This is a genomic window from Asticcacaulis sp. MM231 (assembly GCF_964186625.1).
In the GTDB taxonomy this organism is placed as follows: domain Bacteria; phylum Pseudomonadota; class Alphaproteobacteria; order Caulobacterales; family Caulobacteraceae; genus Asticcacaulis.
Genome location: NZ_OZ075109.1, coordinates 578,556 through 599,042 on the forward strand (window position 1 = coordinate 578,556; position 20,487 = coordinate 599,042).

The 20,487-nt window shown below is 58.5% G+C and carries 15 protein-coding genes and 1 pseudogene; 2 read left to right on the plus strand and 14 right to left on the minus strand.

From position 1 onward, the window contains the following. The first annotated feature begins 218 nt into the window (after positions 1 to 218). Positions 219 to 593, plus strand: coding sequence for a hypothetical protein (locus ABQ278_RS19250; protein ID WP_349322637.1), 375 nt, complete (start codon positions 219 to 221; stop codon positions 591 to 593). Positions 594 to 691: 98 nt separating this feature from the next. On the opposite strand, the gene ABQ278_RS19255 is transcribed toward ABQ278_RS19250, so the two are convergent. From ABQ278_RS19255 to ABQ278_RS19305, 11 genes and pseudogenes are all read right to left on the minus strand, one after another. After that, positions 692 to 1,357, minus strand: a complete 666-nt coding sequence (locus ABQ278_RS19255) for a YoaK family protein (protein ID WP_349322638.1) — start codon at positions 1,355 to 1,357, stop codon at positions 692 to 694. Next, positions 1,357 to 3,540: a heavy metal translocating P-type ATPase gene (locus tag ABQ278_RS19260; protein WP_349322639.1), complete on the minus strand. Its 2,184-nt coding sequence runs from the start codon at positions 3,538 to 3,540 to the stop codon at positions 1,357 to 1,359. The genes ABQ278_RS19255 and ABQ278_RS19260 overlap by 1 nt, the downstream gene beginning before the upstream one ends. After that, on the minus strand, positions 3,537 to 3,683 hold the full coding sequence (gene ccoS / locus ABQ278_RS19265; RefSeq protein WP_349322640.1) for a cbb3-type cytochrome oxidase assembly protein CcoS: 147 nt from the start codon (positions 3,681 to 3,683) through the stop codon (positions 3,537 to 3,539). Before ccoS ends, ABQ278_RS19260 begins: the two co-directional genes overlap by 4 nt. 2 nt (positions 3,684 to 3,685) lie before the next feature. Further along, positions 3,686 to 4,210, minus strand: coding sequence for a FixH family protein (locus ABQ278_RS19270; RefSeq protein ID WP_349322641.1), 525 nt, complete (start codon positions 4,208 to 4,210; stop codon positions 3,686 to 3,688). After that, on the minus strand, positions 4,185 to 5,597 hold the full coding sequence (gene ccoG / locus ABQ278_RS19275) for a cytochrome c oxidase accessory protein CcoG (RefSeq protein WP_349322642.1): 1,413 nt from the start codon (positions 5,595 to 5,597) through the stop codon (positions 4,185 to 4,187). Before ccoG ends, ABQ278_RS19270 begins: the two co-directional genes overlap by 26 nt. 2 nt (positions 5,598 to 5,599) lie before the next feature. Continuing rightward, a pseudogene (ccoP, locus tag ABQ278_RS19280) lies at positions 5,600 to 6,497 on the minus strand (cytochrome-c oxidase, cbb3-type subunit III). Further along, positions 6,487 to 6,639 carry a cbb3-type cytochrome c oxidase subunit 3 gene (locus ABQ278_RS19285; RefSeq protein ID WP_349322643.1) on the minus strand — a complete coding sequence of 51 codons (153 nt, stop codon included), beginning with the start codon at positions 6,637 to 6,639 and terminating at the stop codon, positions 6,487 to 6,489. The pseudogene ccoP and the gene ABQ278_RS19285 overlap by 11 nt, the downstream one beginning before the upstream one ends. Next, the gene (gene ccoO / locus ABQ278_RS19290; RefSeq protein ID WP_349322644.1) at positions 6,636 to 7,412 is read right to left on the minus strand and encodes a cytochrome-c oxidase, cbb3-type subunit II; all 777 of its coding nucleotides are present in this window, start codon (positions 7,410 to 7,412) and stop codon (positions 6,636 to 6,638) included. The genes ABQ278_RS19285 and ccoO overlap by 4 nt, the downstream gene beginning before the upstream one ends. 9 nt (positions 7,413 to 7,421) lie before the next feature. Further along, positions 7,422 to 8,894: a cytochrome-c oxidase, cbb3-type subunit I gene (ccoN, locus tag ABQ278_RS19295; protein ID WP_349322670.1), complete on the minus strand. Its 1,473-nt coding sequence runs from the start codon at positions 8,892 to 8,894 to the stop codon at positions 7,422 to 7,424. A gap of 36 nt (positions 8,895 to 8,930) precedes the next feature. Further along, positions 8,931 to 9,647, minus strand: coding sequence for a sulfite exporter TauE/SafE family protein (locus tag ABQ278_RS19300; protein ID WP_349322645.1), 717 nt, complete (start codon positions 9,645 to 9,647; stop codon positions 8,931 to 8,933). A 294-nt stretch (positions 9,648 to 9,941) separates the two neighbouring features. Beyond that, positions 9,942 to 11,582 carry an EAL domain-containing protein gene (locus ABQ278_RS19305; protein WP_349322646.1) on the minus strand — a complete coding sequence of 547 codons (1,641 nt, stop codon included), beginning with the start codon at positions 11,580 to 11,582 and terminating at the stop codon, positions 9,942 to 9,944. A gap of 714 nt (positions 11,583 to 12,296) precedes the next feature. Between ABQ278_RS19305 and ABQ278_RS19310 the strand changes: the two genes are divergently transcribed. Then, entirely contained in the window at positions 12,297 to 13,757 is a 1,461-nt protein-coding gene (locus ABQ278_RS19310) for a methyl-accepting chemotaxis protein (protein ID WP_349322647.1), read from the plus strand. A gap of 120 nt (positions 13,758 to 13,877) precedes the next feature. On the opposite strand, the gene ABQ278_RS19315 is transcribed toward ABQ278_RS19310, so the two are convergent. The 3 genes from ABQ278_RS19315 to ABQ278_RS19325 all read right to left on the minus strand — a co-directional run bounded on the left by ABQ278_RS19315 (position 13,878) and on the right by ABQ278_RS19325 (position 20,483). Further along, on the minus strand, positions 13,878 to 15,302 hold the full coding sequence (locus ABQ278_RS19315) for an amino acid permease (protein WP_349322648.1): 1,425 nt from the start codon (positions 15,300 to 15,302) through the stop codon (positions 13,878 to 13,880). A gap of 69 nt (positions 15,303 to 15,371) precedes the next feature. Then, positions 15,372 to 18,158, minus strand: a complete 2,787-nt coding sequence (locus tag ABQ278_RS19320) for a DUF5695 domain-containing protein (protein WP_349322649.1) — start codon at positions 18,156 to 18,158, stop codon at positions 15,372 to 15,374. 300 nt (positions 18,159 to 18,458) lie between these two features. Continuing rightward, on the minus strand, positions 18,459 to 20,483 hold the full coding sequence (locus tag ABQ278_RS19325) for a glycoside hydrolase family 97 protein (RefSeq protein ID WP_349322650.1): 2,025 nt from the start codon (positions 20,481 to 20,483) through the stop codon (positions 18,459 to 18,461). Between the last annotated feature and the right edge of the window lie 4 nt (positions 20,484 to 20,487).

Consider the following 20,487-nt stretch of genomic DNA (forward strand, 5'->3'; position numbering starts at 1 on the left):
GCGCGCTCAACAAGCCACACTTTCCGACCCCTGACCTGACAAAAGTCAATCACTGACCCCACAGGTTTGAAAATCAGGCTTGATGTCAACCAAGGCGCAAGTCACCCGCGGCGCATAGAGTGCTCTCCCTACGGGAGACTCTTTATGCCGCCAGAGAAGATCGTCATTCTGCTAGTCATCACAGCCTTAAGCAAGGCGGGCCATGAGGTGGTAGCTTTGTGACCGATACTTTCCCCAAACTCAACCTGGCGATCCTTTGTATGTCCGACGGTAGCGATCTTGATATCGAACAACGTGCGGAACATTTGACCGATAGGGTTTTGAGTCAGGGGCATAAGGTTCTCGCTGTGAAGACCGTCAGCGCAGATAGGACGGCCGCAGTTGCGCAAATTCACACATGGGCAGACGACCAGCGGATGGACGCCATCCTGGTGATTGACAGATCTATCTTCGCCGACAGTACGCCGACGTCGACGATTTCATTTTCCGATGCTCCCGACAACGGCCTTGCCTATAGCCTCATTCTGACGGACGCCCCCGAGGGTTTCATCGGGGTCATAAATATCAAGGCCATGCGCGCTTTACCGGCCTAGATGTGATCCATTTGCCCTCGCTACAGCTGAGACACACGTGTTGGGTGACTCGCCTTATCGCATGAGGCTTGGGCTATCAGGCGCCGGTGCGGACACCCTCAGGAGCTTTCCTCATGATGGCCGGAAACCCTAAACCCCCACGTATAAAGGGTAAGGCCTGCTGCGGCCAGAAAAGCCACGGTGACGCTGCTAAGCCCCAAAGCGTGATAGGCGAGAGCGCCGGAGATACCCCCAACGATCAGCCCGATCCACAAGCCCAACCACGGCACCCAAGCCCAGGGCGCGCCACCCGTGACGGCCTGACTCAATTTCTGCGCCACCTTGACCAAAGTGCCCGTCATGTAGGTCACACCGACCACAACGTCGCCATTGCGGCTGAAAACCGCATTCTCAGCCCCCATGGCAAGGGTGAGACACGCCACGACCGCAAGCGGCACATGTAGAGCCAGATGGAAACAGGTGGCCGCGCCAAGGAGGACCGTCACCAGCCCCATGACGCCGATCATGCGGCGCGACGATTCGGAAAAGTGTCCGGTCAGCGTCCCGGCGATGACTCCCAATACAAACAGAGCGATGATGCCGCCCAGACTGGCCACCGCGCGAACATGCCCTTCGGTCAGCGCGACGGCAAGTTGGGTGGAGTTACCGCTCATGAAGGAGACGAATATACCGCGCAGTTCAAGAAAGCCTATGGCGTCTACAAAGCCCGCCAGAGCCGATAATCCAATAGCCAGTCCCGTAGCCGGCCTTGGCAGAGTGTTCATCAAGGCATCCTTTTGTTTAAGCGCAGCGCATTAAGCACGACCACAAGGGATGAGGCCGACATGGCGAGCGCCGCCACCAGAGGTGTGGCATATCCCAGTATGGCGACCGGAACGGCCACGACATTATACGCCACCGATAGAAAAATGTTCTGCCGCACCAGCCTCGCGGTCGCGCGGGCTGTATCGTAGGCGGTAAGCACGGGCTTCAGCCCTTCGCCACGGTAGACAAGATGAGCCGCATTTTGCGTAATGTCCACAGCACTCGATGGCGACATCGACACGAGCGCCTGCGCCAGGGCAGCGGCATCGTTCAGACCGTCTCCGATCATCAGCACATGGCGCCCTTCGGCGTTCATAGCGGCTAGGGCCGCCACCTTATCCACCGGCGATAACTCGGCGCGCACCCAGGCGATATCGAGCGCCTGCGCCACCCCACGCGCCACCGGCTCACGGTCTCCCGACAGCATGCAGACCCGTAATCCGCGCTGGTGCAGGCCAGCAATAACCAGAGCAGCGTCGCTTCGGAGGGTATCGGCAAAGATTAGACGGACCGCCGGCGACTGGCCGCGCTGGAACCAGAGATCCATCTGCGCATCGTCAGCCGACGGGATACCCAACCAAGAGGCCTTTCCCATCCACACCAACTCCTTGCCTATGACCGCTTTGAGCCCCTTGCCCGGATGGTCGGTGACAACCATGCCGCCCTTATCCGCCTCATGTGCTCCACGCGCAACCGCCACAGATAAGGGATGCTGGCTGTGCCGCGCCATGGCCGCGGCAATAAGGCGGCTATCGGGATCGAGAGCCTCAGGATTCACCCACAGGGGTAAGCCTTCCGTAAGCGTGCCGGTCTTGTCGAAAACGACCGTATCGACACGCGCCAGCGCTTCCAGCCCCATTCCGGACTTCAGCAAAATGCCCTCGCGAAAGAGGCGCGATGACGCGAGCACATGGACCACGGGAACAGCCAGCCCCATGGCGCACGGGCAGGTTATGATCAGCACGGCCATGGCCTTCAGGAGCGCGTCTTCCCAGATCATGGCGCCCTGCAGATAACCGAAGGCCATCCATCCAACGAAGGTCATCAACGCAAGACCATGCACAACCGGCGCATAGAGCTGCGCAACGCGATCGGCGATGCGAACATAGGGACTTTGCGACTGCTCGGCCTTCTCCATAAGGCTTACGATTTCCGACAGCAGACTGTCGTCCGCCGCGGCGCTGATGTCGATATAGAGAGGTGCCGACTGGTTGATCATGCCGGCGTAGAGCTTGTCCCCCGGCCCGGCCGATCGCGGCAGTGTCTCACCGGTGACCAGTTGTGTGTCTATATCCGACTGTCCCTGGACAACCATGCCGTCGGCAGCGATCTTCTCGCCCGCCGCCACCAGCAGCCGCTGTCCGGGCTTGAGGTCTCGGATACGGACGGATCGCGTATCGCCATTGTCGATAATCGTCGCCGTGCCTTCCAGCATGGCCAGCAGACCCTCGGCGGCCTCCCGCGCCTTCCCGCGCGCCTTCAGATCGAGATATCGCCCGATGAGCAGGAAGAACAGCAACATGACAGAGGCATCGAAATAGACATAAAGGCCGTGCGTCATGGTCTCATAAAGCGACATGGCGTTGGTCATGATGACCGCCAGTGAGATCGGCACGTCCATATTGGTGCGCCCATGGCGCACGGCGCGCCAGGCCGAGGCAAAAAATGGTCGGCCACACCAAATCGTCGTCGGCAGGGCGATCAGGCTCATCATCCAGTGCATCAGGTCGCGCGTGGCGCCCTCAACCTCATGAACCGACAGGAACCACAGTGGATCGACGAACAGCATGATGGCGCAACTGGCAAAGCCGGCAATCGCCAGGCAAGCCAGCACATCGCGCTCTTCCGCGCGTGCCTGCTGCACCTGGCTGGCCGCATCAAAAGGCGCAACATGAAAGCCAAGGGCATTGATCTCTTCGGCGAACTGGTTGGCGTTCTGATCGGCGGTTCCCGCCTTAGGCCAGCTTATGCGCAAGCGCTGCGTCGAAAAATTGACGCGGGCTTCAACGCCCGGATGGGCTTCGAGACTCTGTTCAATTTTCCATGCGCAACTGGCGCAGCGCATACCCTCAACCTGCATGTAAAGAGACACGCGCTCGGCCTCTTCATGGGCATAGCAATTATAATCGACGGCCCGGCTCATGTGTCGTCGTCCGGTTTGAGGATGCGGCTGGCCTGCCCCTCCAGATCTTCATATTGCCCACTGTGCAAGGCCCAAAGAAAGGCGCCGAGCGCTGCAAGACCCAGCAAAAAAGCCAGGGGCACAAGGACGAGCAGGATGGCCACCTCTATTCGACTTCAGTCGTGGCGACGGCCTGATAAGCCTGGCCATCTTTGTCCGCACTCACGTGAAGGGTCCACACACCCTTTGACGGCAGCGTAGCCTGGGCTGAATAGACGCCTGCCCCCGCTTCGCGCAGCTCGACGCTTTGGTCATCGGCCGGATTGCCCGGATGAACAAACCAAGCTTTGGCCACTGCGCCCTGCACGGGGTGTCCGCCGCGATCGGTCAGGGCGAACGTCAAACGCCCGCTCTTGTAATCCACACGCGAGGTCCACCCCAACTGGCGCTGTGCTTCGGCCTTGGCCAGGATATCATTATAGGCCAGACCCTTTTCATAGGCCTCTGCCGTCGATTCTGCCGGTGGATGCGCATAGGCTATAAACACAAAGCCGACCAGCGCCGTCATGAAGCTCAGGTAAAACAGGGCGATAATCCACGGCACCCAGCGTCCGCGACGCCGGTTGCGCTCGGCTTCGGCGTCTTCCTCATGGGAGGGAGTCTTTTTAAGGCTGGATGAAATAGCTGACATGACGCGCCGCCTTTCCTGTTGCGGAGTCGGTAAGGGTAAAGGTTACGGGTACGCGGGGCTGGCCGCTCTGGGGCGCGATGACCTGCACCCTGAATTCCCCCACGCTGTTCGCTGGCACCCTCAGCGTTGCCACGGCCGCGTCACCGGCCGCCAGCAGACGCACCGCACGCGTCGTAACCCCGGATATAGCTACTGTGTAATCACGATCCGCGTGCGATTTGTTCAGAACCTTGATCTGGTAATTGTTACGAATATCGCCATCGGACATCCGCACATAGAGCGGCGAGCGGTTGTGAATGATGTTGAGTTCGGTGTCCTTGCGCAGAACGATCGCCCCCAGCATCAAGGCACAAACACCGGCAAGAATGGCGGCGTAGAAGACCGTCCTTGGTCGTATCCATTTCATGCGTCCCCGAACGGGTGCCTCACCACGGCTGCGTTCGGCGGTACGCAGGTTTTGGTTGGTCTCGGTATCGTAGTGGATAAGCCCGCGCGGCAGGTCCAGCTTCTCCATGACGTTGTTGCAGGCATCAACGCACAGACCGCAGGAGATACACTCGTATTGCAGGCCCTTGCGTATATCTATACCCATGGGACAAACGACGACGCAGGCTGTGCAATCGATACAATGGCCCCTGCCCTCCCAGCTCTGCCCCTGCTTATGCTTGCCGCGAGGCTCGCCCCGCTCTTCGGCGTAAGAAATGATCAGGGTGTCGCGATCGAACATCGCGGACTGGAAGCGCGCGTAAGGGCAGGCATATTTGCAGATATTTTCACGCGCATAGCCCGCCATGAAATAGGTGGACAGAGTAAGGGCGCCGATCCAGGAGGCGGTGACGACCGGCAGATCAAAATGGATAAGATTGTCCAGCAGGGTCGGCGCATCATTGAAATAGAAGACCCACGCACCGCCGGTGGCCAGCCCGATCAGCAGCCAGATCGCGTGCGTGATGCCTTTCTTCCAGGCCTTCTCGAAGCTCCAGGGCGACGCATCTAGCTTTTTGCGCGCATTGCGATCCCCCTGGATGACGTGCTCAACCAGCACGAACAGATCCGTCCAGACGGTTTGCGGACAGGCATAACCGCACCAGACCCGCCCCAGTAACGACGTCGCAAAGAACAGGCCGATCGCCGACAGGATCAGAATACCGACCAGCAGATACACTTCCTGCGGCCAGATTTCCACGCCGAAGAAATATCCCCGCTGCCCTACCAGATCGATCAGAATGGCCTGGTCAGGAACATGCGGGCCGCGGTCATAGCGCAGCCAAGGCGCTGCATAATAAATGCCCAGCAGGACAGCCATGGCGGCCCACTTGAGGTTGCGGAAAAGCCCGTGCGTCCGTTGCGGATAGATCTTCTCCGCCTTGGCGAACAACTGAACCACGGTTACTCACCACCTCCGAGCGAATGGACATAGAGGGCGACCATCCTTTGGTTATCATCGCTGAGACGATGCTTCCAGGTGGGCATGACACCGGCGCGCGCATTGGTGATCGAACTCGACCACATCAGCGCGTTGACCGCCATAGAGCCAGATGGCGTCGTTCAGTCTGGGCGCCCCCATCTCACGGTTGCCCCCACCGCCGTCGCCATGACAGGAGACGCAGTTGGTGGCGAAAACCGTCTGTCCGCGCATCCATGCCGCCGTGGGTCGGGCCGGTGTCCCGTGGGAGAGCTGCATGACATAGGTCGCGACATCGTCAATTTCAGCCGGTTTTAGCACCGCGCCGAACTTCGGCATCATCGTCACATGCGTGTCGGGGTCGGTTGAGCGCGATCCCACCTGTATCGTGTGATAAATGGTGTCGACCTTGCCGCCGAACAGCCAGTCGTCGTCATTGAGATTGGGATAGCCTTTGCGCCCCTCGCCACCCGTACCGTGGCAGGCGGCGCAATTCTCCTTGAAAACGACCGCACCGCCGGCACGCGCAAACTCATAAACCGCGGGATCGGCGCGGATCTTATCAAAGCTCTCGCCATGGAAACGTGCCAGGTAAACGCCCTGACGATCCGTGATCTCCTTTTGCTCAGCCTTGAGTTTGGTGTATTGCGTCCAGCCGAACAGACCCTTGGTGTGGCCGGAGATGGTGGGCCATGCCGGGTAGACGACCATATAGCCAATGGCGAAGACGATGGAGACCAGCCACACGGTCAACCACCAGCGTGGCGCCGGCGTATCCAGTTCCTTTAGCCCGTCCCACTCGTGGCCGGTCGTTTCTGTGCCGGTCGCTGCATCCACCTCGACCTGTGTCGCCTCATCATGTCCTTCGTGATCATTCGACATTGTCATTGTCCTCTTGCAGGGGAATCAGTCCGTAGGACGTCAGGCGTTGGCGGTTGCCGGGCCAGAAGGCCCAGATGCAGATGGCGAGGAAGCTCAGGCTAAAGGCGATGAGTACCGCCATGCCGATATATGTCTGGTTCATCGGGCGGCCTTTGCGTTGGCGCCGGCAGGCGTGGCAGCGGGCTTCTGATGCAGTTCGTAGTCCGGGTCGTAGGTGGTGAAATCGACCTGGGTGCCGAGCTGTTGAAGATAGGCGACAACGGCGTCCATCTCCGTGGGCGTGCCGGGCGTGCCGCCAAAGGTTTGCGGCACGACCTTGGCGCCATAGCGCGCCTGCAGGCCTGAGGCGTCTTCGTCTGGCATGGTCTGCAACACCGCATCCTGCTCGGCGCTGTCAATATCGGCCTTAGTGTAGGGCACGCCCTCCAGCCTCAGGACCTTCATTTTTTCAGGCAGGTCCCAGGTCTTGAGATATTTTTTGGCCAGGAAGGCATAGTTGGGCATGATGGATTCCGGCACGACGCTGCGCGGATCGCTTAAGTGTTCGATATGCCAGGTGTTCGAATATTTGCCGCCGACGCGTGCCAGATCAGGGCCTGTACGTTCGGAACCCCATACGAAGGGATGATCGTACATGCTTTCGGCCGCCAGCGAATAATGGCCGTAGCGCTGAACCTCATCGCGAAGGGGACGGATCTGTTGCGAGTGGCAGGTGTTGCAGCCCTCACGAATGTAGATATCCTGCCCCGCCAGTTCGAGCGGGGTGAGCGGGCGTATACCCTTGACAGGCTCTATCGTTGTCTGCATCCGAAACAGAGGCACGATTTCGACAATGCCGCCGATCGACACGGCGATGACCGAGAAGACGAGCAACAGGATCGAGTTGCGTTCGAGTTTTTTGTGACCTTCCAGCATGATCGTTCCTTATTCCGCTGCCGCGAGGGCCGGCATGACGGTGGCGGGCACGGCGTCAGGCGACTTGATGGTTTTCCAGATGTTCCAGACCATGATCAGCGCACCGACCAGAAACAGGGCGCCGCCAACGGCCCGGATGATGTAATAGGGGTGCATAGCCTGCACGACTTCCACGAAGGAATAGGTCAGGAAGCCCATCTTGTCGTAAGCGCGCCACATGAGCCCCTGGGTGATGCCGGCGATCCACATCGAGGTGATGTAGACAACGATGCCGACCGTGGAAATCCACAGGTGCAGGCTGATAAGCCGTGTCGAATACATGGCCGGCTTTTTCCAAAGGTGCGGCACCAGATAATAGATGGCGCCAAACGAGATATAGGCGACCCAGCCAAGCGCACCGGCATGCACATGCCCCACCGTCCAGTTGGTGTAGTGCGACAGGGAGTTGACCGTCTTGATCGACATGAGCGGCCCTTCAAAGGTCGACATGCCGTAGAAGCTGAGCGCGATGATCATGAACTGGAGGATCGGGTCGTCGCGCAGCTTATGCCACGCCCCCGACAGGGTCATCATGCCGTTGATCATGCCGCCCCACGAGGGCATCCACAGCATGATCGAAAACGTCATGCCGAGCGTTTGTGCCCAATCCGGCAAAGAGGTGTAGAGCAGATGGTGCGGTCCGGCCCAGATGTAGATGAAGATCAGCGACCAAAAATGGATGATCGACAGTCGATAGGAATAGACCGGACGTCCGGCCTGCTTGGGGATGTAATAGTACATCATGCCTAGGAAGCCGGCCGTCAGGAAAAAGCCCACGGCGTTGTGGCCGTACCACCACTGAATCAGGGCCGACTGTACGCCCGCAAACAGCGAATAGCTCTTGGTCGATACCGGTGAGATGGGAATGGACAGCCCATTGACCAGGTGCAGAATCGCGATCGTAACGATGAAGGCCAAAAAGAACCAGTTGGCGACGTAGATATGCTTTTCCTTGCGCAGGGTCAGGGTCATCAGGAAGTTGATGAGGTACACGACCCACACGACGGTCAGCCACAGATCGGCGTACCACTCAGGCTCGGCGTATTCTTTGCCCTGGGTAACGCCAAAAAGATAACCGAGCCCCGCCATCAGGATGAAGGCCTGATAGCCCCAGAAGTGGAACCAGGCCATCTTGGTCGAGAACAGGCGAGTGTGACAGGTACGCTGAACGACATGGTAGGAGGTTGCAAACAGGATATTGCCGCCAAACGCAAAAATCACGGCCGAGGTATGCAAGGGGCGCAACCGGCCGAAATTGAGGTAAGGGCCAATATTGAAAACGGGAAACGCCAGTTGCAAAGCCAGCAGCAAACCGACGGCAAAGCCCGCGATCGCCCAGAACATGGCGGCGATGGTAAAGTATTTTATAACCAGCTCTTCATAACGCGGCGCCGCCCGCAAAGGCGGAGGCGCCACCGTTGGCACCGGCGTATCTGGGGTCAGGGTTTGCACGCTAGTTTCGCTCCTTGTTTCACGCCTTCAGCCGACCGCCAGGGCCAGTAGAACAACGCCATTTATACCAAGAGCCGCCAGGGTCAGGCCGTCCTGAAGTCTGGGGCTCGATTTCAAAAGATTTCCGGAGGCAAAACTCAAGCCGATCAGGGCCGGCATGGTGCCAAGACCAAAGAGCGCCATACCGAGGCCACCGGTGACAGGACTGGCCGTGCTGGCCGCCGCCAGAAGGGCGGCAAACACCATCGGGCACGGCAAAAAACCGAGTGAAACACCCAGGCCGTAACGCTTCAGACCGCCGGTCATCGTGGAGAGACGGCGCAACACACCCAGCGTGCAGCCGTTTGTCAGGCGCTGAAAAGGCAGGCGAAGCGGCACCACGATGCCCAAGCGTCGCAACAGGCGATCGGCGAACATCGTCAGGAACGCGGTCGCCACAAGACCAAGCATAAAATGCCGCAGCACGGGAAAGCCTTGCCAGGCTGACACCAGGTGGGCGCTGGCACCCGCTACAATCCCCAAGGCCATGTAGGTTGTGATCCGGCCGGCATGATAGGGCAGCAGCAAGCGCGCCAGGCGCCCCTTGTAAGCGACGGCGCCAGCTTGGCCGAGGACGAAGCCCGAACACATGGTCAGGCAATGTGTCACACTGCCGCCAAGGCCGGCTAAAAAAAGGGCGAGCAGAATCGGCCGTTCACTGGCGTTTATCTCACCGCAAATCTGTCCCCAGAACGCCTCGCCCACTTTTTATTACCCAAGCCTGTTCAATAGAACCGCCACGCTATCATCCCGCGACACATGACAACTCATCCGGCGACACGACTGCGCCCCTGACAACGGGCTAGGCAGACCATGGATGGGATGGGCTGTATTTGATCGCGGTCAAATTGAGGTGGCCAATGCGCGCTCGAACCGGGGATAAAGCCAGAGCCATTCTAAAGCGCGTTTCGGTTTGACAGAGCTGGATTCAGAACTACAATATTTTGTTTTTATGAGCTTTTATCCGAAATACGCATCACACGTTTCGCAAAAATCCCACTATCGCCATGCGGCGATCTGTCCCACCCGGCGGCCATTGGCGGCGGGCAACTTGATCTGAGGCACTTCGGCCGTCGGCTTGCCGAACAGATAGCCTTGACCAAACGTCAGACCAAGATCGAGCGCCAGGCTTTTTATCTCCGGCGTTTCAATCTTTTCTCCGATGGTCTGGCAGCCCAGTTCGGCGCACAGGACCGACACGGAGCGCAACAGCGCGCGTTCTCGCCGGTCTGCAGAAGCGCGCTGCAAAAAGGCGCCATCAATCTTCACATAGTCCACATCGAGGCGGCGTAAATAATTGTAAGCTGAGGCCCCTGCACCGAAATCGTCCAGACATACCTTGAAGCCACGACGCCTCAGACCGCTGAGGAATTGTGACGCTAGCTCCATATTTTCGATCTGGTGACTTTCAGTGACTTCAAAAACAAGACGCTCAGCCAAGGCCGCGTGGGCATGAAGGTGCGCATTTAGCTGACCACAAAATTCAGGATATTGTACGGAAAAACCGGAGATGTTGACGGCGAGATGCAAATGCGGATGATCCGCCAGTAAGGCGGTGACCTTTTTACAGACAGCCATGTCAAGATCAGCGATCAGGCCGATATTTTCGGCAAACCGGATCGTTTCAAAAGGCCTGTTATGTTTACCAAACCGCACCAGCGCCTCGTGATGAGCGATCTGACCTGATTTTAGCTCTATCACCGGCTGAAAGTGCAGATCGAAGCGCTCGTGATCGATGATATCGCGAAGGCTGGCCATCTGGCCGACAACCTCGCGTTCAGCCGCCTCGAAAGCGGATTTAAGAGATTGCGGAGCGACAAAGTCGGCCTTGGACAAATTATCAAAGATATAGGACAGAGCCCGCGCAATCTCCTTCTCCTGCAAGCCATCGCAGGTCAGGCTGACGGACGTCACCTGTGGCCGAGCAGCACGGGCGCTGAGACCGGCCGTCATCATGGCTTCTGCCAGGGATTCGGCCAGACGGACACCCTCATCAACAGACATGTCAGCTTGAGTAGACGTATAGGCACGCCCGATGAGACCAAAACTCTCGTCCCCGAGCCTCGCCGCGCTTGTATCGGCGGCGCTGGCGTTCAGGATGGCACCTATTTCCGCCAGGAGGTCCTTGGCACGCGTTTCCCCCAGGCTTTTCAGCCCTTTGTTCAGGCCGCCAATCTTGACGAGGCGCATTTCTCGTAACATCGCCGCGCCGGAGCCAGGATCGTTAGGGGAAATACCCTTTTCCGCCATATGCTGAAATTCGCTCATGGCGATCAGGCCAGTCAGATCGTCGCGTTTTGGCAGTTTGGCGGCTACCGCAGGGCTCAAGGCCGACAGCGTAAGGTAAGCATTGGCGTGTCGGGGGAGCGTGCAAAGTCCCAGGGTCACGGCGATGGTATCACCCTGCGGGCAGGCGACATGCATCACAGCTGGCTCAATGCGCCCCGTCTCCAGGGCCTTGGCCTGCAATTGCCTGATTAGAGCGCTCTCAGATTCAACAAACAGGCTTTCAATCGGACGGCCCGTCAACGACTCTTCACCTGTTCCGATCAGCGACTTAACAGCGCCCGTAATTGCGACGATGGCCCCGTCCTGTCCCACCTCGACCAGCAAATCCGCCGCGGCCAGGGCAAAGGCCATGTATTTGTCACGTTGTATTTTATGCTCTGACGCGACTGGCATTCTGCCCTGCCCCTTTTTTCCATCTATTTGGGCCTACAGATGAACATCACGTCTTAAAGAGTTGATAATCTTGCTAAAAAAGAGAGCGGCTTTTGACAAACATCGCTTCATCGTTTGATAAATATCAATAGGAAAGCGGGATGTCGCAACGGAGGCGTGGTCTACGCTTGTGAGCGAAACTAAGGGGATCGTTAGCGAACGAACAACGTAAACACGCGCTTAAGGTTTGAGGCGTAAGACGATATCAACGTTATCGCCCCCACTCAATCGGGTGATTCCATAACAGTTTTTAGGCTAGACAAATGCATAGCCCATTCGACCCAGGCACCTATAGTGCCGGCATAAAAGCGCCCCGGCCTCAAAAGGCACGACCCCGGTTAGGTCTGGTGATCGGCTACGCGTGTCTAATGTCTGTCACGATCGGCTATCTGTACACGGCACCGCGCGAGGATGCTAATGTCGCTGTCCTGGTATCGCCATGGTCACCGGCTTCTCAGGCCACAGACCTCATCAGTCAAGCCGACGGACGCGTCGTCGCCTCGGCACGTTGGCCGTTTGTTATCGTTGCGACCTCAAAGTCCACCACCTTCGTACAACACCTGTATCAGTCCGGTGCCTGGTTCGTGTTCGATGCCGGCCTCATTGCCGGATGCACAGAAAGTTCTACGCGTAATGCAAGCTCTTGAAGCCCTGCGGCTAAGGTTCGGTCAGTTCCTCATCCTGTTTCTCTGGGGGAATGTCGCGCTTTTGCCGATCATATCCATTTTGGCCAAGGGCCATGTCGATATCGCCGCGCTCGTCGCAGGGGTCGTGGTGGTTGGCGGTGCGACACTCATCTGGAGCGGCGACAGATCGGGCGTGACGACCCGCGCCGTCACGTCGTTTGCCATGGCGACTCTGGTCATCGTCCTAGTTTATGAATTGCGCGGGCATCCGTATCAAATTGATGTCCATATGTACTTTTTCGCGGCCTTAGCCTTGGTGGCGGGCTGGTGCGACTGGCGCGCCCTTCTCGCCTATTCCGGTGTTGTGGCCGTTCACCATATCGTCCTTAATTTTGCCATTCCAGCCGCCATATTCCCCGCGACCCATCCAGACCTTGTCCGCGTTCTTATACATGCCGTTATCCTCATCCTGCAGGCAGCGCTGCTGACATGGCTCGTGACCAGACTGGCAGCGATGTTCATTGCCTCCGACGGGGCCGTGGCGGCCGCCAACCAGGCTAATGCGGAGGCCCAGGCCCTGGCGAAAAACCAGGAGGTCACGCAAAACCGAGAGCGCGTGGAATTGGAACGCCGCGACAGATTGGCCGAAGGCTTTGTCGACCGCATGCAAACCATGTCGGAAACATTTCTTGGGTTTTCCAAAGAGGTCTCGTCCGCGGCCCAGGCTTTGTCGGTAAACGTCAGTGACACAACCGAACGCACACGGGCGGTATCGGCAGCAGCCGAAGCCGCATCAGGGAATGTCTACACCGTGGCGGCCGGCGCTGAAGAACTCTCAGCGTCCATATCCGAAATCAATCACCAGGTTACGCATTCTGCCCAGATTGTGGTTGGTACCGTCAACGAGGCGACAGGCATGCAGACGTCCGTAGAAGACCTGTCGCGCGCTGCCAACCAGATCGGCGGGGTCGTTGAGCTCATTCGGGCTATCGCTTCACAGACAAATTTGCTGGCGCTCAATGCGACGATCGAGGCCGCCCGCGCCGGTGACGCCGGCAAGGGGTTTGCTATTGTCGCCTCGGAAGTCAAACAACTTGCATCCCAGACATCGCAAGCCACGGATGAAATCTCACGCGCGATTTCTGCGATTCAAGCGACAACCGAAGGCACAGTCGCGTCTATCCGTCGCATCGTCGACACCATCAGCATGGTAAGGGACTCAACCCAGTCTATCGCCAGCGCCGTCGAACAGCAAAGCTCCGCGACCCGGGAAATTGCCTCGAACACCCAGCGTGTAGCCGCGGGCACGAATGACGTCAGTCAGAACATCGCCCACGTTACAGAAGCAACCCAAAATACAGGCACGGCTTCTGACAAACTGATGGGCCTTTCCACCGATCTGTCACAAAAGTCGGAAGACTTGCGGCGCGAAGTCGAGCTCTTCGTAGGTGATCTGAAAGCCGCATAGCACCAACAACCAATGCCTCTACAAGAAAGCCAGCACTGTCGGCTGGCATCTGCCGGTGACCTGAGGTGTCATAAACAGTCGCGCTGGGAGGGATTGCACCTCCCAGCCTCTTAATCGCCCTTATTCAGCGGCCTCGAATTTTGCTTCTTTGCGCAGGCGGCTGTTCCAGCGGCCGTACGAGAAATAGACCACCAGGCCAATCACCATCCAGATCAGGGTAAAGCCCTGGCTCTGTACCGGCAGGCTGGAGAAGATGAACGCGCAGCCACCGATGGTGATCAACGCGACCAGCCAGTGCAAGGGCACCTTGAAGCTACGCACCGCGTCCGGCAGCTTCTTACGCAGAATGATCATCGACAGCGCCACGGCGATAAAAGCGATCAGCGTGCCAGCGTTCGACAGTTCGGCTATCTTCTTCAGCGGCACGAAACCCGCAAAGACAGCGACGAAGATTCCGGTCAGGAGGGTAATCAGGGCCGGTGAGCCCTTGGCATTCACCTTGGCGACAGCAGCCGGCAGCAGGCCGTCACGCGCCATGACGAAGAAGATACGGCTCTGGCCGTACATCATGACCAGGATAACCGACGGGAGGGCCACAATGGCGGCGCCCCCGACAAGTGAGGCGACGAACGGCTGACCGAGGGTACGCAGCACGTGCGGCAAGGGCTCACCCGATGACGCTATGTCCTGGAAGCCGACAGCGCCAATGGCGACAGCAGCGACCAGCATGTAGATGAGGGTTGAGACGCCCATGGAGCCGAGGATGCCAATCGTCAGGTCGCGGCCGGGGTTCTTAGCCTCTTCCGCCGAGGTCGAAACGGCGTCGAAACCGAAGAAGGCGAAGAAAACGATGGCGGCTGCGGCCATGACACCAAACTTCTCGCCGCCAATTTCATGGGCAAAGAAACCAAACGGCATGAACGGATCATAATGACCAGCCTGAATAGCCGGCATACCCAGAACGATAAAGGCGCCCAAAGCAACGATCTTGATGATGACGAGGAGAATATTGAGCGTAGCGCTTTCACGCGCGCCAATCAGCAGAAGACCCATGACCGCCAGTGACACCAGAACGGCTGGCAGATTGACCAGACCACCGGCATAGGGCCCCGCAAGCAGGAAGGCCGGCAGCTTCAGGCCTACGGCCTCTTCAAGGAAGCCAACGAGGTGCGCTGACCAGCCGACCGCGACGGTCGAACAGGCCAGGGAATATTCGAGAACCAGCGCCCAGCCGACAATCCAGGCGACAATTTCGCCCATGCTTGAATAGCTGTAGGTATAGGCCGAACCGGCGGTTGGGATCAGGGTAGACATCTCGGTGTAGCAGAGGGCCGCGCAGGCGCAGACCAATCCGCACAGGGCGAACGACACGATGACGCCCGGACCGGCCAGGCCGGCGCCGACGCCGGTCAGCGTATAGATGCCGGTGCCGATGATGCCGCCGATGCCCAGCGCCATCAGGTGCGGCCAGCTCAGCGTCTTGGCCAGCGCCTTGCCGTCGGTCTCAGCGCGGTGGAGCGGCTTTAAAGGCCCGAATAATCCCATAGCTAAAGTCCCCAATACAGAAATGAAAAGGGCCATGACCGTCACAAAACGGTCATGGCCTGATAAGTGTTAGTTGGCTTTCGGTGTCAACTCAAGGGTCGTATCCTGTGCACCCAGTTTGACGATATAGGCGCCAAGCTCTAGCGGAGCGTTAAGTGTGTAGGCCTTGCCCTCCGCCGTCGTCGTCTTGACGTTAAGATAGGCGTTGGGCGTATAGGCATCGGAAGGCGCCAGCGTCGCGGTGACCTTGCCTGTGGCCGGATCGTAGGCGACCGCGGTAAACTTGCCCGAATCGAGCGTCAGCCACAAACCGGCGGGCGCGATAAAGACGCGGGTGCGGGCGCTGTCCTTTGGCATAAGTGTCACCACGCCGTTTGCCTCAGTGACATTGCCGCCGAAGCCGGCCCAGCCAAAGGTCGGGTGATCGACCAGATAGGACGAGGCCGCGACCGCATGGCCAAAGAAGCTCATGCCATAATCACCGTTCATGCCGTCCCAGTGCATAGCGTCGGGGAAGGAATGGAAGGCGGCCGAACCGAAGCCTTCAGAATCGATGTTGGTCAGTGAGCCCATTAAACCGCCGTAGGCAGCACGCAGAAGCTGGTAATCCTTCGGGTTGGCGCGGTAGGCGTCAAACAAAGGCACCGCATTGAGCGACGAGCCGTAATGATGAAGCTGGCGCTCGATGCGCGACTGCTTGCCGGCATAGAGGAAATCCCAGAAGCGACGCGCCGAACCATTATATCCCCAATGCGGGATGGTGGGATCGTAGGCCAGGATCACTTCGCGCGTGGTATCGGCGGCCTTGTCGTCGCCGAAATAACGCGACCACATATAGACCTCGGCCTGGCCGGTCGAATCCCATGGCATTTCCGAACCGAACGGGTATTTCAATGTCTTCCAGATGTCGGCGCGCCCCTTCATCATCGCCTCGATCTCGGTCGCTTCGGCGGTCATGCCTTCGCGCTTCAGATCTTCGAGGATATAGACGAAGACATCCCCTTCCATCTGGCCAAACTGCGTATAGTAAGGCGCCTTAGTCATCATCGCCTTGGTGGTTTCGGCGGCGCGCGTCAGATAGGTCTGCCAGGTTTCGGCCTTAGTCAGGCCATCGTGATAGCGGCCGAGGCGATACAGCGTCCACCAGGCGGCAGCGACGTGCGGATAGTTGTAGGAGCGCCCGAGATCGGCAGCGCCTTCGCGGTCCCATGCCGACCAGACATCCCATTTCAGCTTGGGATCATAGGTGCCTTCGGGCATGGTCTTCGGATCATAAAACATGACCGACTTGCGCACACCGTACTTATCGGCACCATCCGGCGTCTGGATCTGCCCCCACAGGGTGGTGTCGGCGAATTGCTCGAACTTGGCAACCTCTGCCGGTGAAGGATTGTCGAGTTGCTTCATGATGGTGGCCAGCCATGAACCGGCCCCACCTTCGTCGCTCAGGCCCGAAATCCACACACGGTTGTCCTGGGTAATGATCTCGTTCTTATCACGGTCATAACCCATAATTGACGGACTGCGCTTGAAGGGGTCGGACGGGTTTTCGTACCACTGCTTGGTGGTCAGGAAGTGGCCCATATCGGCCACCACCTGCTGTTCAGGTTTGGTGACGAGATAGTGCACGGTCTGCACCGAACCATCGGCATAGGTGAGGGTCATGCGCGCGCGCCCCTCAGTTTTACCGTTAACCGCGTACTTGACCCAGCCGCCCTTGACCTTCTGCGATACCCCCACCTCAAGCGCGCCCTCGGGGTAGATGCTGACCGACTTTACGGCCTGCGCCGAATGCACGAACAGCTCGGCGTTCATGTCGGTTGGCACCACATAACCTGGCAGGCCGACGGCGACCGGACGGCCATTCTGGATCAGGGTGGTTTCGATCTCGCGGATCGACGGCGACAGCACGAAGCGCACGCCGATGGTGCGGCTCTCGCCCGCTTTCAGCACCAAAGAGGACGGCGCGTTCCACTGCTGGATGCCCTTCCAGTCCGTATCGGCAAAGCCCTTCGAGGCGACCATCCAGTCGTAAAAGCCTTCAAAGGTCATGTTACGCTGTTCGGGATCGTTATAGATCTTCAGTGATTTGTCGGCATTGCGCTCGTTGAGGATCGGCTTGTACAGCTCAAACGGCGTGTTCTTTTCCGGTAGAACCAGCAAAGACGGACCGGCGCCATTCAGGCGATTGACCTGCAGATAGCCGGCGTCCTTGCCGACATAGGGATCATAGAAGGAGGCGGTTTCATGGGCGTCATCAAGGTGACGGCCGGTGATGATGTTGTCGAACACCATCGGCAGGCCAAGACCACCGATCTCGATCGCCGTTTTGCCGGGATTGCTGAGCGTATAGCGCAAAACCAGCTTGCCCTCGATCACCGACCAGGTGCGCGTTACCTTCAGCGGCATGCCGGCACCAAGCGAGGGCGTGATATCGGCGGCCGCAAGCGCGCCTTTTACCTTCAGCGGCTTCACTTTTGAGCGCTTGAAGGCCGTTGAATAGTCCTGCCAGTCGGCCGCGCCTACGCTGCGCAGGCGCAGGTCGAGATCACCGATACGATAGGCGCCGTCGCCGAGGCGCTGCGTGAACCGACCCGATGGCGCGAAATCGAAGCCGTCCTTCGCCGCCTTGGGGGCGAGCGACACAAGGGTTTGCGAGGTCTGTTGCAGAGACAGCATGAAATCCGGTGTCTCGAAGACCTGAATGTCGGCGTCGGGGCTATTCCATAGCGTGGTGGCGGCGGCCTGAGCCGTGGCCGTCAGTGCAAACGATCCGCCCATCGTACCTGTCAGCAGGACCGTGGCCAGCACCAGCAGGCTCGAACGACGGCGGACGGAAGACGGACGAAGGGTCATGAGTGGCACTTTCGCAGGATAGGGTCATAAAGAGACGTCCGCCGCGCAAAGAAGCCGTTGCGCGGGCGGACGCTATAAGTTGATCCCGGCGCGCCGGACATGAGATCACGGGAGTGAGACCTCAAGACGCAACCAGAAAGGAGATCCGAAATCAGATCAGGGCACGAAACACCCCGCTAAAGGGCGCTTCATCAAAAGACGGACTCTATAGGGACACAACCCGTCAATTGACTGAGTAATCTAAAACACCCTTACGCCCATCCGTCAAATATAAATTATACGATTATGTGACGGTCCTCTTTATTTACGCTTTTTCAACGACTTGCCAAAGGCTTGCACAGGGCGAATGATAGCGCTCCCACCGCCGGCGCCGGCCAATTTGAGCGTAATGGTGTCGCTGGCCCTCACCTTTTGCGTCCCGGCAACAAGTGTCGTTGGCGTCGCGCCATCCTGCCAGGTGGCCGCCGTGTAGGCACCTTCTCCAAGGAAACTGAGTGGTATGGAGAGCTCGCGGCCCGCTTCATTGGTCATAGCGCCGATATACCAGACATCACCCTTGCGGCGCGCCGTTACGATATATTGCCCGATATCGCCTTGCAGCACGCGCGTCTCGTCCCAGCTCGTTGGCACGGCCTGGATAAAATCCACGCCGTCTTCCCATTTGCCGTCGGCCTTCTTATAGGCCTGTGGCGCATCGGAAACCATGACAAGCGGGCTATCGTAGACGACATACATGGCGATGGCCTGACCGCGCGTTGTCTGGGTTAGCGGATGGCTTTCGTGTATCTCGAAGGTCTGCGGGGTGCGGTTGCCAAATCCGCCCGGCGTATAGTCGATCGGCCCCAGAATCATGCGCGTAAACGGCAAGGTGACATTATGCGTGGCGGTGATCCGCGTCGTCCACTTGTTGTATTCCGCGCCCAGCACACCTTCTTGCGTGATGTAGTTCGGGTAGGTGCGTAGCAGACCAGACGGCGCATAGGCACCGTGCAAATCAACGAGCAGGTGGTGATCGGCCGCTTTTGACAGGATCTTGTGGAAATAGTCGACCATGTCCTGATCAGATCGATCCATGAAATCGACCTTGATACCGGCGATGCCCCATGTTTCGTAAGCCGCCAGCGCTTCATCCATCTGCCAGTCTAGCTGCTCCCATTGCAGCCAGATCATGACGCGGACATTGCGCGCCTTGGCGTATTTGATGATCGCCGGCATATCGACGGCGGCGATCGGTTTGGTCACGTCCGAACCCGGCTTGGGGCGCGTGGATGAGCCGGTATACCAGCCCTCGTCAATCAGGATGTAATCAAGCCCCATCTCGTGGGCAAAGTCGACATAGGCCTTGTAGGTGTCGGTATTGATGCCCGGATTAGCCACAGGCGCACGAAAACCGTTCCACCAGTCCCAGGCGCTCTTGCCCGGCTTGATCCATGATGTGTCTTTGATCTTGGACGGCGCGCCGAGCGTGGCGATCAAATGAGATTCGACCAGCTTGCGCGGACTATCCCCCACCATGATGACGCGCCACGGCGTGCGGAAATCATCACCCGTCATGGCGATCTTCGCCACGTAAGGCTTGATAGAATCAAAATCGAGACGCGGCGGCAGATGGACCGCGACGCCCAGCTTATTGTCGCCGGTGCGCGAATAATAGGTGGCCGGATAGTGCTCGATATCGGATTCGGCCAGCGCAAAGGTGGCCTCGCCCTCACCGGTTTTACAAACCAGCGGTGAATCGAACAGGCTATGGTCGCGGATCAGCGACGCCTTGACGGCATCAAATTCACCCTCGTGGGCATTGTGGAACTTGCCGAGGTTGAGGCCCCAGCAATTGAAATCGCTCGCGAAGGCAAATTCAGTCTTCTCACCATAGACACCAAACGATGCCAGATCGGGCTGTTGCGGCAGGACGTAGCGCAGGGCCACGCCATTGTCATAAACGCGAAAAATCAAACCGATGCTGTGCGTGCCGCCGGTTTCATGAAAGGTCAGGTTCATCTGGTTATAGTGATCCGGCGCGCTGGACGCCTTGCCCACCACGATGGAATAGGTCTCGTTGACAGCACGTGTCGTCACGACAGGGGCATCGAAGCCCTTGGCCCCAAATCCCGGCACATCGAGGCGCAGGCCCAGTTCGGACGGTGCGATAAAGGTCTGGCCCTTGTAGCTGACGCTGTATTTCGGCAGGTCGCCATTGGCCTTGTCAACGATCACGGCAATCTGGCCGTCCGGCGATACGGCTTTCCACGTCTCCGCGTGGACAACACCAGCCGCCATTAACGCAAACAGGGAGGCACAAAGCCCGGTCGTTTTCAAAAGGGTCATCAAA